General features: G+C 54.6%; 13 protein-coding genes. All 13 read right to left on the bottom strand.

Going from position 1 to position 12,385, the window contains the following annotated elements:
- Window positions 1-4: 4 nt before the first annotated feature.
- The gene (gene pal, locus PGR29_RS09125) at window positions 5-529 is read right to left on the bottom strand and encodes a peptidoglycan-associated lipoprotein Pal (protein ID WP_004859700.1); all 525 of its coding nucleotides are present in this window, start codon (window positions 527-529) and stop codon (window positions 5-7) included.
- Between the two features lie 34 nt (window positions 530-563).
- Window positions 564-1,856 carry a Tol-Pal system beta propeller repeat protein TolB gene (gene tolB, locus PGR29_RS09120; protein WP_316424423.1) on the bottom strand — a complete coding sequence of 431 codons (1,293 nt, stop codon included), beginning with the start codon at window positions 1,854-1,856 and terminating at the stop codon, window positions 564-566.
- Window positions 1,857-1,986: 130 nt separating this feature from the next.
- Window positions 1,987-3,306, bottom strand: a complete 1,320-nt coding sequence (gene tolA / locus PGR29_RS09115; protein ID WP_032714098.1) for a cell envelope integrity protein TolA — start codon at window positions 3,304-3,306, stop codon at window positions 1,987-1,989.
- A gap of 90 nt (window positions 3,307-3,396) precedes the next feature.
- Window positions 3,397-3,825 (bottom strand): colicin uptake protein TolR, encoded by a 429-nt coding sequence (gene tolR / locus PGR29_RS09110; protein ID WP_015367661.1) that lies wholly within the window; start codon window positions 3,823-3,825, stop codon window positions 3,397-3,399.
- A gap of 3 nt (window positions 3,826-3,828) precedes the next feature.
- Window positions 3,829-4,521 (bottom strand): Tol-Pal system protein TolQ, encoded by a 693-nt coding sequence (gene tolQ / locus PGR29_RS09105; protein ID WP_015704769.1) that lies wholly within the window; start codon window positions 4,519-4,521, stop codon window positions 3,829-3,831.
- Entirely contained in the window at window positions 4,518-4,922 is a 405-nt protein-coding gene (gene ybgC / locus PGR29_RS09100; protein ID WP_004859689.1) for a tol-pal system-associated acyl-CoA thioesterase, read from the bottom strand. Before ybgC ends, tolQ begins: the two co-directional genes overlap by 4 nt.
- A 160-nt stretch (window positions 4,923-5,082) precedes the next feature.
- On the bottom strand, window positions 5,083-5,373 hold the full coding sequence (ybgE, locus tag PGR29_RS09095; RefSeq protein ID WP_087860209.1) for a cyd operon protein YbgE: 291 nt from the start codon (window positions 5,371-5,373) through the stop codon (window positions 5,083-5,085).
- Entirely contained in the window at window positions 5,373-5,486 is a 114-nt protein-coding gene (gene cydX, locus PGR29_RS09090; RefSeq protein ID WP_004100325.1) for a cytochrome bd-I oxidase subunit CydX, read from the bottom strand. The genes ybgE and cydX overlap by 1 nt, the downstream gene beginning before the upstream one ends.
- Before the next feature lie 15 nt (window positions 5,487-5,501).
- Window positions 5,502-6,641, bottom strand: coding sequence for a cytochrome d ubiquinol oxidase subunit II (gene cydB, locus PGR29_RS09085; protein WP_015367665.1), 1,140 nt, complete (start codon window positions 6,639-6,641; stop codon window positions 5,502-5,504).
- A 15-nt stretch (window positions 6,642-6,656) separates the two neighbouring features.
- Window positions 6,657-8,225, bottom strand: coding sequence for a cytochrome ubiquinol oxidase subunit I (gene cydA / locus PGR29_RS09080; protein WP_015367666.1), 1,569 nt, complete (start codon window positions 8,223-8,225; stop codon window positions 6,657-6,659).
- Between the two features lie 791 nt (window positions 8,226-9,016).
- Window positions 9,017-9,886 carry a succinate--CoA ligase subunit alpha gene (gene sucD / locus PGR29_RS09075; RefSeq protein WP_015367669.1) on the bottom strand — a complete coding sequence of 290 codons (870 nt, stop codon included), beginning with the start codon at window positions 9,884-9,886 and terminating at the stop codon, window positions 9,017-9,019.
- Window positions 9,886-11,052, bottom strand: coding sequence for an ADP-forming succinate--CoA ligase subunit beta (gene sucC, locus PGR29_RS09070; protein ID WP_015367670.1), 1,167 nt, complete (start codon window positions 11,050-11,052; stop codon window positions 9,886-9,888). Before sucC ends, sucD begins: the two co-directional genes overlap by 1 nt.
- 104 nt (window positions 11,053-11,156) lie before the next feature.
- On the bottom strand, window positions 11,157-12,377 hold the full coding sequence (gene odhB, locus PGR29_RS09065) for a 2-oxoglutarate dehydrogenase complex dihydrolipoyllysine-residue succinyltransferase (protein ID WP_020079338.1): 1,221 nt from the start codon (window positions 12,375-12,377) through the stop codon (window positions 11,157-11,159).
- Window positions 12,378-12,385 lie beyond the last annotated feature (8 nt).

The following is a 12,385-nucleotide window of genomic DNA, read 5'->3' as shown; positions in this document are numbered from 1 at the left end:
TCTCTTAGTAAACCAGTACGGCGCGACGGTTTTTGGCATATGCCGCTTCGTCATGACCCAGTACTGCAGGTTTTTCTTTACCGTAAGAAACGATGGAAATCTGGTCAGCAGAAACACCTTTGCCCTGCAGATACATCTTAACGGCGTTAGCACGACGCTCACCCAGAGCGATGTTGTATTCCGGAGTACCGCGCTCATCCGCGTGACCTTCTACGGTCACTTTGTAGGACGGGTTGCTACGCAGGAAGTTAGCGTGCGCATCCAGCATTGCAGCGAAGTCAGAACGGATATCGTACTTGTCCAGATCGAAGTAAACGATGTTGTTCTGCTGCAGCTGCTGCATCTGCAGACGAGCTTGCTCTTCGGAAGACATGTTGCCGCCGTTAGCGTTAGCGTCCATACCAGTGCCGGCACCCAGCATGCCTTCACCGCTCTGGTCGTTGCTGGCGTTCTTGTTGGAAGAACACGCCGCGATTGCCATAACCGGCAGAGCGATCATCAGCCCTTTCAGCACTTTGTTCAGTTGCATTTCTTTGATTCCTTTAATAATCAATTATTTATTATCACAGATACGGCGACCAGGCAGGGAATTTTACCTGTCCATCAGTTGCCGGAAGACGCGCTTTGAAACGCCCATCTGTAGAAACCAGATTCAGCACGGATCCCATCCCCTGAGAAGAGCTGTAGATTACCATAGTGCCGTTAGGTGCCAGACTTGGCGTTTCATCTAAAAACGTTGATGACAGAACCTGTACACCACCCGCTTCCAGATCTTGCTTAGCAATGTGTTGCTGACCGTTGGCCGAGCTCACCATTACCATAATTTTACCATCAGCGCTGACGTCAGCATCCTGGTTCTGCGAACCTTCCCAGGTAATACGCTGCGGCGTACCGCCGTTGATGTTGACTTTATACACCTGAGGACGGCCAGCCTGGTCGGAAGTAAACGCCAGATTCTGGCTATCCGGGAACCAGCTCGGTTCGGTGTTATTGCTGCGACCGTTAGTCACCTGACGAATCTGGCCGGAGCCGAGGTCCATCACGTACAGATTCAGGCTACCGGTTTTCGACAGTGCGAATGCCAGTTTGCTGCCGTCCGGCGAGAAGGCCGGCGCGCCGTTATGCTGCGGGAAGGAGGCAATCTGACGGACTGAGCCATTCGCCAGCGTCTGGACTACCAGCGCGGAGCGGCCGCTTTCGAAGGTCACATAGGCCAGTTTAGAACCGTCCGGAGACCATGCCGGCGACATCAGCGGCTGCGATGAACGGTGAACCAGGAACTGGTTGTAGCCATCGTAGTCAGAGACGCGCAGCTCATACGGGAACTGGCCGCCGTTGGTGCGAACCACATAAGCGATACGGGTACGGAAAGCGCCTTTAATCCCGGTCAGCTTTTCGAATACCGCGTCACTAGCAGTATGTCCGGCATAGCGCAGGTACTGCTTGGTCACTTTGAAAGAGCCTTGCGACAGGATGGTACCCGGCGCACCGCCGGTATCCACCAGCTGATAGGCAACCTGGTAAGAACCGTCAGGGTTCGGCGTCACCTGGCCTACGACCACGGCGTCAACGCCCAGCGCAGACCATGCCGCAGGCTGCACTTCCTGAGCGCTACCCGGCTGCTGAGGCAGGCGCGAGCGATCCAGCGGATTAAACTTGCCGCTGTTACGCAGGTCAGCCGCTACCACGCCGCCAATATCTTCAGGCGCAGCGCCCGGGCCAGCCCACTGGAATGGCACCACACCGATGGGGCGCGCCGAGTCCACCCCCTGGGTGATCTCGATGCGTACTTCTGCGTGCAGCACCGCCGCCCACAGCATCAAAAAACCAAATGCTACTCGTAATGCCTGCTTCATCATATCTCCCTTATCCGGGCGGAAAGCCCACGATAATTTAGCAGAATGTTAACAAACCCAAATACACAAAACTACCAAAACCCTGTGACTACCATAGATTGTTTTTCCCCGCCTGCACGGGGAAAAACGATTACAGTTTAAAGTCTAGTGTGGCATTTTTTATTTTCTCATAAACAGCCTGACTTGGCGGTTTAGGAATACTCGCAGTACGTGCTGCCGTTAATGCCGCCTGACACAGCGCAGGGTCGCCTCCTTCAGAGGTGATATCCTTTAATGTGCCGTCAGGCCCAAGGTTGATATGCAACACGCAACGCTTGCCTTGATAGAGGCTGGCATCATACAGGCGGCTTTGAATAGCCATCTGTATTTGCTTTGCGTATGCGCTGATATCAGCGCCCGTTGCCCCGCCGTTGGCGCCAGAGGCACCGCTATCTTTCGATGGCTGGCCATTACCTTTAGCGCCACCGCCGGTTTTCGGCGCATTCTTACCTGAGCTCAGGTCACCAAGCAGATCGTCAACACCGCTTGCTTCTTTAGCAGCAGCGGCTTTCTTGGCCGCGGCGGCCTTCGCGGCGGCGGCTTTGGCCGCTTTATCAGCCGCCGCTTTTTCTGCGGCGGCAGCTTTGGCGGCGGCAGCTTTTTCGGCGGCTGCGGCTTTTTCAGCAGCGGCCTTCTCGGCTGCTGCTTTTTCCGCGGCAGCTTTCTGGGCAGCGGCTTTTTCAGCGGCGGCCTTTTCTGCCGCAGCCTGTTTCGCCGCTTCCTGCTGGGCTTTCTTCTCGGCCTGCTGCTGCGCTTTCTTCTCTGCATCCTGCTGAGCTTTTTTCGCAGCTTCCGCTTCGGCTTTCTTCTGCGCATCCGCGGCGGCTTTCGCCGCTTCGGCTTCCGCCTGTTTCTTCGCGTCGGCAGCTGCTTTAGCCGCCGCCTTAGCGGCAGCCGCTTCCGCGACTTTCGCCTGAGCATCGGCCTTAGCTTTGGCATCAGCGGCGGCTTTGGCGGCAGCTTCCTGCGCCTCTTTCGCCTGGGCATCCGCTTTCGCTTTTGCCGCGGCGGCAGCCTTAGCTGCGGCCTCTTCAGCCTGTTTCTGCTGTTCTTTCGCTTCTTTCGCCGCTTCCTGCGCCTGCAGACGTTCTTGTTCCATTTGCTTCAGGCGTTCCTGCTCGGCAGCCTGTTTTTCCCGCAGCTCTTCAGCCTGCTGCTGAGCCTGCTTTTCACGCTGCTCGGCCGCGCGACGCGCGCTGGACTGCTGCTGCTGCTGGCGGTTGTAGTTGTTGACTACCGCGCCAGGATCGACCATCACCGCATCAATGGACGAACCTCCGCCGCCGCCGGAAGTATCCAGATGCTCGTCGAACGAACTCCAGATCAGTAGCGCAATCAGAATGATGTGCAGCACCACTGAAACTATGATCGCTCGTTTAAGCTTATCGTTTTGTTCGGTTGCCTTTGACACTATCGGTTCCCAAAAACTGTTCGCCTGTTGCCGCTTAAAAGCAACGGCGGAATGCTATCGATATCCACCGCCGCTCGCTTTGCGGGCCGATTAAATAGGCTTGGTCATTAAGCCAACCGATTTAACCCCTGCGCTATGCAACAGGTTAAGCGCTTTAATAATTTCATCGTAAGGCACATCTTTCGCGCCGCCGATAAGGAACACCGTCTTCTCATTCGCTTCGAGTCGGCGCTTCGCTTCAGCAATGACCTGCTCCGGCGGCAACTGAGACAACGTTTCCTGACCGACTTTCACGCTGTACTGCCCTACTCCGGAGACTTCAACGATAACCGGTGGTTCATCGTTGCTTTTCACCGCTTGCGACTCCGTGGCGTCCGGCAGATCGACTTCCACGCTCTGCGTAATGATCGGCGCTGTCGCCATGAAGATCAGCAACAGCACCAACAGGACATCCAGCAGCGGAACGATGTTAATCTCGGACTTCAGTTCGCGACGTCCGCGTCCACGTGCTCTGGCCATGGCTTACCCCTTATTGCTTTCGCTGCTGGTAAACGCCTGACGGTGCAGAATGGCGGTGAACTCTTCCATAAAGTTGTCGTAGTTAAGTTCAAGTTTGTTCACGCGCTGGTTCAGACGGTTGTAGGCCATAACCGCTGGGATGGCGGCAAACAGACCGATTGCCGTGGCGATCAGCGCTTCCGCGATCCCCGGCGCAACCATCTGCAGCGTCGCCTGCTTCACCGCGCCGAGGGCGATAAAGGCGTGCATGATCCCCCAGACGGTACCGAACAGGCCGATATACGGGCTGATAGAACCCACGGTGCCAAGGAACGGAATATGCGTTTCCAGCGTTTCCAGCTCGCGATTCATCGAGATACGCATCGCGCGCGACGCCCCTTCGACAATCGCTTCCGGCGCATGGCTGTTGGCGCGATGCAGACGAGCGAACTCTTTAAAGCCGCTGTAAAAAATCTGCTCGGAACCGGCGAGACTATCGCGACGGCCCTGGCTCTCCTGGTACAGGCGAGACAGTTCAATGCCGGACCAGAACTTATCTTCAAACGCTTCGGCTTCGCGGCTGGCGGAATTGAGGATACGCGTTCTCTGAATAATAATAGCCCAGGAAGCGATAGAAAAACCAATCAAAATCAACATGATAAGTTTAACCAGAAGGCTCGCCTTCAGGAACAAATCAAGGATATTCATGTCAGTCACTGCTTAAACTCCGCGACAATAGACTTGGGAAGCGCACGAGGCTTCATTAAGAGTGGATCAACGCACACAATGAGAACTTCAGCTTCGTTCAAAACTGTATTCTCGGCGTTGACGATTCGCTGCGTGAAAACCAAAGAGGTGCCTCGCATCGAGGTAATTTCCGTCTGGATTTCGAGCATGTCGTCGAGTCTGGCGGGCGCAAAATACTCCAGCGTCATTTTGCGAACGACAAAGGCAACTCGTTCAGCCAACAGAACCTGCTGACTGAAGTGATGGTGGCGCAGCATCTCTGTGCGTGCTCTTTCATAAAAAGCGACGTAACTGGCGTGGTAAACCACACCACCGGCATCGGTATCTTCGTAGTAGACCCGGACCGGCCATCGAAACAGCGTTGTATTCACTTTACATCCCGGTAATGCAAAAAAAGAGTAGTGCTTTCAAACTTCGCTACTATACGCGCGGGAATCGTGGTTTGGAATGGGAGAAAGTAAACGGCGAGTAAATTTTTATGGGCTTATGCAAGCCCATGCGGTTAACAGACTTCTCTTATACTCTTATCTTTCAAAAGAAGAAAAAGATCAGGCCTGCGAAGAGAACGATATCAGCGATAAGCGGACAAAAAATCCCCTGCCAGTGCACGGCTTTCGGACGGAAGCCCACACCGTGAATGACGCCAGCGCACACCGCCCACATCAGCAAGAATCCATGCCAGATTTCAAGCTCGCTGGTCTTCGCCGCAAAGCGCGACGGATCCCAGAAGATGCAGCCTGCCAGCAGCAGCGCCAATAATAAGGAAAGCGCCCTTAACGGGCGCTTGTCCATTATCGCGTAAAGGGTCGCGATAATTTTCATCAATGCTCTTCTTTACCTGCTTTGGTGGCTTCCACGTGCTCAAGCGCCAGCGCGGTAATCACCCCAAAGGCACAGGCAAGCAGCGTTCCCAAAATCCATGCGAAGTACCACATATATAGCTCCTTACCTTAGTACAGCGAGTGGGTGTTCTTTTCGATGTCTTCGCGGGTAATGCGGCCAAACATCTTCCAGTAACACCAGGTGGTGTAGCCGAGGATAATCGGCACAAACACGATAGCCACGTAGGTCATCACATTCAGCGTCAGCTGGCTGGAGGTGGCATCCCACATCGTCAGGCTCGCATTCAGCATCGTGCTGGACGGCATGATGAACGGGAACATCGCGATACCCGCGGTCAGGATGATGCAGGCCAGCGTCAGCGAGGAGAACAGGAACGCCATGGCGCCTTTATCTGCTTTTGTTGACGCGACGGTCAGCAGCGGCAGCACCACGCCCAGGGCAGGAATAGCCCACAGCGCTGGCATATTGTTAAAGTTCACCATCCACGCGCCGGCTTCACGCGCCACTTCTTTGGTCAGCGGGTTAGACGGGCCGGTATGATCCAGCACCGATTTCACCACATAGCCGTCGATGCCATAGTAGACCCAAACGCCCGCCAGCGCGAAGCAGACCAGCGTCACCAGCGCCGCCACCGTGGAGACGGTGCGGGTGCGCAGATGCAGTTCGCCTACGGTACGCATCTGCAGGTAGGTCGCGCCCTGCGTCAGGATCATCGCCACGCTGACGATACCCGCCAGCAGACCAAACGGATTCAGCAGCTGGAAGAAGTTGCCGGTGTAGTACAGACGCAGATACTCATCGATATGGAACGGTACGCCCTGCAGCAGGTTGCCGAAAGCCACGCCGATAACCAGCGGCGGCACAAAGCTCCCCACGAAGATGCCCCAGTCCCACATGTTGCGCCAGCGGGTATCTTCAATCTTGGAACGGTAGTCAAAGCCCACCGGACGGAAGAATAAAGACGCCAGCACCAGAATCATCGCCACGTAGAAACCGGAGAACGCGGCGGCGTATACCATCGGCCAGGCAGCAAACAGCGCGCCGCCGGCGGTGATGAGCCACACCTGGTTTCCGTCCCAGTGCGGGGCGATGGAGTTGATCATGATTCGACGCTCGGTGTCATTACGACCGAGGAAACGGGTGAGCATGCCCACCCCCATGTCGAAACCGTCGGCGACGGCAAAGCCAATCAGCAGAATGCCGATCAGTAGCCACCAGATTAAACGCAATACTTCATAATCGATCATTTGACGACTCCTGTCTTAGCGTGCCGACTGAATAGCCGCGGAGGACTGTTCAAAGTGATAGCGACCCGTTTTCAGGCTGCTCGGTCCTTTGCGGGCAAACTTGAACATCAGGAACAGTTCAGCCACCAGGAACAGCGTATACAGACCGCAGATCAGCAACATCGAGAAGATCAGATCGCCCGCGGTCAGCGATGAGTTCGCCACCGCTGTAGGCAGCACTTCACCAATCGCCCACGGCTGACGGCCATACTCGGCAACAAACCAGCCCGCTTCAACGGCAATCCACGGCAGCGGCAGGCCGAAGAACGCGGCGCGCAGCAGCCATTTTTTCTCGCCAATGCGGTTGCGAATCACGGTCCAGAAAGAGGCGCCGATAATCAACAGCATCAGTACGCCGCACGCCACCATGATACGGAAGGCGAAGTACAGCGGCGCTACGCTCGGAATAGAGTCTTTGGTCGCTTTAGCAATCTGCTCTTCCGTGGCGTCGGCGACGTTCGGGGTATAGCGCTTGAGCAGCAGGCCATAACCGAGGTCTTTCTTAACATCATTGAACCGATCGCGTACCGCCTGATCGGTGGAACCGGCGCGCAGCTGTTCCAGCAGCGCATAGGCTTTCATCCCGTTACGAATACGCTCTTCATGCTGCGCCATCAGATCTTTCAGGCCGATAACCGGCTTATCCACCGAGCGGGTAGCGATGATACCCAGCGCGTAAGGGATCTGGATGGAGAAGTGGTTGGTTTGCGCTTCCTGATCGGGAATACCAAACAGGGTAAAGGCAGCCGGCGCCGGCTGAGTTTCCCATTCTGCTTCAATCGCCGCCAGTTTGGTTTTCTGCACGTCACCCATTTCGTAACCGGACTCATCGCCGAGGACGATAACGGAGAGGATAGCGGCCATACCAAAGCTTGCAGCAATCGCGAAGGAGCGCTTAGCAAAGGCGAAATCACGGCCTTTAAGCATGTACCAGGAGCTGATAGCAAGGATGAACATCGCGCCAGTCACATAGCCGGAGGCCACGGTGTGGACGAATTTAACCTGAGCAACCGGGTTCAGGACCAGCTCAGAGAAGCTGACCATCTCCATACGCATGGTTTCAAAGTTGAAATCCGATGCGATCGGGTTCTGCATCCAGCCGTTGGCCACAAGGATCCACAGCGCGGAGAGGTTAGACCCCAGAGCGACCAGCCAGGTCACCGCCATGTGCTGAACTTTGCCCAGACGATCCCAACCGAAGAAGAACAGACCTACAAAGGTAGATTCGAGGAAGAAGGCCATCAGACCTTCAATGGCTAGCGGCGCACCGAAGATATCGCCCACATAGTGAGAATAGTAAGACCAGTTAGTCCCGAACTGGAACTCCATGGTCAAACCGGTTGCGACACCCAGAGCGAAGTTGATACCAAACAACTTGCCCCAGAACTTGGTCATATCTTTATAAATCTGTTTGCCGGAAAGGACGTAGACCGTTTCCATGATGGCCAGCAGGAACGCCATACCGAGCGTTAGCGGCACAAAAAGGAAGTGGTACATCGCGGTCAAGGCAAACTGTAAGCGCGACAGTTCGACTATATCTAACATCATGACTCCTTGCTCATCGCATGAAGACTCCGAGAACGAACCCAAAATTCAGGTTCATACGCATGCCCCAATACAAAATTATTTGCTCCCTGGTACGTTACTGCTCATCTGGCGATGAAACAGCGCCCTCGCAAAGGTTACAAATACGTTAACGAAAAAACCAAATGATTCTCTAATATATTACGCCGCAATAACCTTACAATAAATAGGATTTTATTGTTCCAGCTTTACATTTTTCGACGGTGATCAATATATAGCGAAAATGCCCTGAATAGGCCAATTTGATTTGCGACAATTTAACGTTTTTTGGGGATTTTTTCCAAGTATTAAGCATTGATATAAATCAATTTTTCCCGCCCATGTTAATTATGTGGCGCAATAAAGAATAACAGTGAAATTGATGTTAAAAATGTGTTTAAAGTCTGCCGCTAGCGGTTACTAAAAAGAGAGAGATGAGAATTATAGGTAATATAATTTTAACTTTGACCAATTTAAGGTAAGAAATGATGCGATCCTAATAATGTTAGACCGGTCACACTATTTTTCCCAATCGAAATGCAAAAAATAACGTCTGCGTTTTTCTGTTTATTTTCACATAAAATTAACCATCTCCCCTCCCCCGGAAAGCGGCGAGTGATTATTCCTAATAATATTCATCAAATCAATACAATAGCGTTTTTTAACGCAAGGGAGAGCCTGCGGCATGACGACAAGGCAAAAAAAAGGCCACCTGACGGTGGCCAACCATGTCGAAATCGGACATTAGTCTGCTCCTGAGGAGCAGTGAGGGTTTACTTGATGATTGCTTTCAGCGCTTCGCCGATATCCGCCAGGCTGCGAACGGTTTTCACACCGGCCGCTTCCAGCGCAGCAAATTTCTCATCAGCAGTACCTTTACCGCCAGCGATGATGGCGCCGGCGTGGCCCATACGCTTGCCTTTCGGCGCGGTAACGCCCGCGATGTAGCCGACAACCGGCTTAGTCACGTGCTCTTTAATGTAAGCTGCCGCTTCTTCTTCCGCGCTGCCGCCGATTTCACCGATCATGACGATCGCTTCGGTCTGCGGGTCTTCCTGGAACATTTTCAGGATATCGATGAAGTTGGAGCCCGGGATCGGGTCGCCGCCGATACCGACGCAGGTAGACTGGCCGAAGCCATAGTCGGTGGTCTGCTTAACCGCTTCATAGGTCAGGGTACCGGAACGGGAAACGATGCCCACTTTGCCCGGCTTGTGAATGTGACCCGGCATGATGCCGATTTTGCACTCGCCCGGAGTGATAACGCCCGGGCAGTTAGGGCCGATCATGCGAACGCCAGCTTCGTCCAGCTTCACTTTCACGGTCAGCATATCCAGGGTCGGGATACCTTCGGTGATGGTGATAATCAGCTTAATGCCCGCGTCGATAGCTTCCAGAATGGAGTCTTTGCAGAACGGCGCCGGAACGTAGATGACGGTCGCAGTCGCGCCGGTGGCTTCAACGGCTTCGCGCACGGTGTTAAATACCGGCAGGCCCAGATGAGTGGTGCCGCCTTTACCTGGCGTTACGCCGCCAACCATCTGAGTGCCGTAAGCGATCGCTTGTTCAGAGTGGAATGTACCCTGGCTACCGGTAAAGCCCTGGCAGATAACCTTGGTGTCTTTATTAATTAAAACTGACATTATTTCCCCTCCACTGCGGCAACAACCTGCTGTGCTGCGTCCGTCAGACTTTTCGCTGCAATAATATTCAGGCCGCTGTCAGCCAGTTTTTTCGCGCCCAGTTCGGCGTTGTTACCTTCGAGACGAACCACAACCGGTACGTTAACACCCACTTCTTCAACCGCGCCGATGATGCCGTCAGCGATCAGGTCGCAACGTACGATACCGCCGAAGATGTTAACCAGAACCGCTTTAACGTTGTCGTCAGAGAGGATGATTTTGAACGCTTCGGTCACGCGCTCTTTGGTTGCGCCGCCGCCAACGTCGAGGAAGTTAGCCGGTTCGCCGCCGTGCAGCTTAACGATGTCCATGGTACCCATCGCCAGGCCTGCGCCGTTAACCATGCAACCGATGTTGCCGTCGAGCGCAACGTAGTTCAGTTCCCACTGCGCCGCCTGAGCTTCGCGCGGATCTTCCTGAGACTGGTCGCGCATTTCACGCAGATCCGGCTGGCGGAACAGCGCGTTGCCGTCAGCGCCCAGTTTACCGTCGAGGCAGATCAGGTCGCCCTGCTTGGTGATAACCAGCGGGTTGATTTCGATAAGCGCCAGGTCGCGCTCCAGGAAGATGGTCGCCAGACCCATGAAGATCTTGGTGAACTGCTGAACCTGTTTACCTTCCAGACCCAGTTTGAACGCCAGTTCACGACCCTGGTAAGGCATCGGGCCCGCCAGCGGATCGATAGCGATCTTGTGGATCAGGTGTGGGGTTTCTTCCGCTACTTTTTCGATTTCCACGCCGCCTTCGGTAGACGCCATGAACACCACGCGACGGGAGCTACGGTCAACAACCGCGCCCAGATACAGCTCTTTATCAATATCGGTCGCCGCTTCAACCAGGATCTGGTTTACCGGCTGGCCGTTAGCATCTGTTTGGTAAGTCACCAGGCGTTTGCCCAGCCAATGCTCAGCAAAAGCGCGAATCTCTTCTTTGCTCTTAACTACTTTCACACCGCCCGCTTTACCGCGGCCACCAGCGTGAACCTGACATTTCACTACCCACGGACCCGCGCCGATTTTTGAAGCGGCTTCTTCTGCTTCACGCGGAGTAGTACAGGCATAACCCACCGGCGCCGGTAAGCCATAGCGGGCAAAAAGTTGTTTTGCCTGATATTCATGTAAGTTCATGTGTTCAGTCCATCCTTCAGGTAATCGTTATCATGTAGCCGACACAATTGCAGGCCGATGATGTTTTTATTGGCCCGGGCAGACGCACCGGGCCATTGTGACTACTACACGTCCAGCAGCAGACGAGTCGGATCTTCCAGCAGCTCTTTAATCGCTACCAGGAAGCCTACCGATTCACGTCCATCGATCAGACGGTGGTCGTAGGAGAGCGCCAGGTACATCATCGGCAGAATTTCTACCTTGCCATTCACCGCCATCGGACGGTCTTTAATGGCATGCATACCCAGGATGGCGCTCTGCGGTGGGTTGATGATCGGCGTGGACATCAGAGAACCGAATACGCCGCCGTTGGTAATGGTGAAGTTACCGCCGGTCAGGTCATCTACGGTCAGCTTGCCGTCACGGCCTTTCACTGCCAGCTCTTTAATATTCTTTTCGATATCCGCCATGCCCAGCAGGTCAACGTCACGCAGAACCGGAGTCACCAGGCCGCGCGGCGTAGAAACCGCCATACTTACGTCGAAGTAGTTGTGATAAACCACGTCGTCGCCATCGATGGAAGCATTCACTTCCGGGTAGCGTTTCAGCGCTTCAACCACCGCTTTCACGTAGAAGGACATGAAGCCCAGACGGATACCGTGACGTTTTTCGAACGCTTCGCCGTACTGCTTACGCAGATCCATAATCGGCTTCATGTTGACTTCGTTGAAGGTGGTCAGCATGGCGGTAGAGTTTTTCGCTTCCAGCAGACGCTCGGCAACGCGTTTACGCAGACGGGTCATCGGTACGCGTTTTTCAGAGCGGTGGCCCAGTTGCGCAACCGGCGCCGCAGCAGCGGCTGGCGCTTTCGCTTCAGCTTTCGCCGGCGCGCTCGCCAGATGCTTCTCAACGTCTTCGCGGGTCAGGCGGCCGCCAACGCCGGTGCCTTTAATCGCCGCCGCGTCGAGGCTGTGTTCAGCCAACAGACGACGGATAGCCGGGCTAAGCGCGTCGTTGCTTTGCTCTTCCAGAGACGCTTGCTGACGCTGAGCCGGGGTGGACTCTTTAGTATCAGCTTTCGCATCAGCGGCTTTACCGGCACTGTTGCCTTCACGCAGGCGGCCCAGAATCTGACGAGACAGCACGGTGGCGCCTTCGTCTTCCAGTACTGCATCCAGAATGCCGTCCGCTGATGCCGGTACTTCCAGTACCACTTTGTCAGTTTCGATTTCGACCAGAACTTCGTCGCGGACTACCGCGTCGCCCGGTTTTTTGTGCCAGGTGGCGACGGTTGCGTCAGCTACAGACTCAGGAAGGTCGGGAACCAGAATATCTACGCTACTCATTGTGTATC

Source organism: Klebsiella sp. 141203 (assembly GCF_032601985.1).
GTDB classification, from domain to species: Bacteria; Pseudomonadota; Gammaproteobacteria; order Enterobacterales; family Enterobacteriaceae; genus Klebsiella; species Klebsiella aerogenes.
This window is presented reverse-complemented; position numbering and strand designations above follow the sequence as displayed.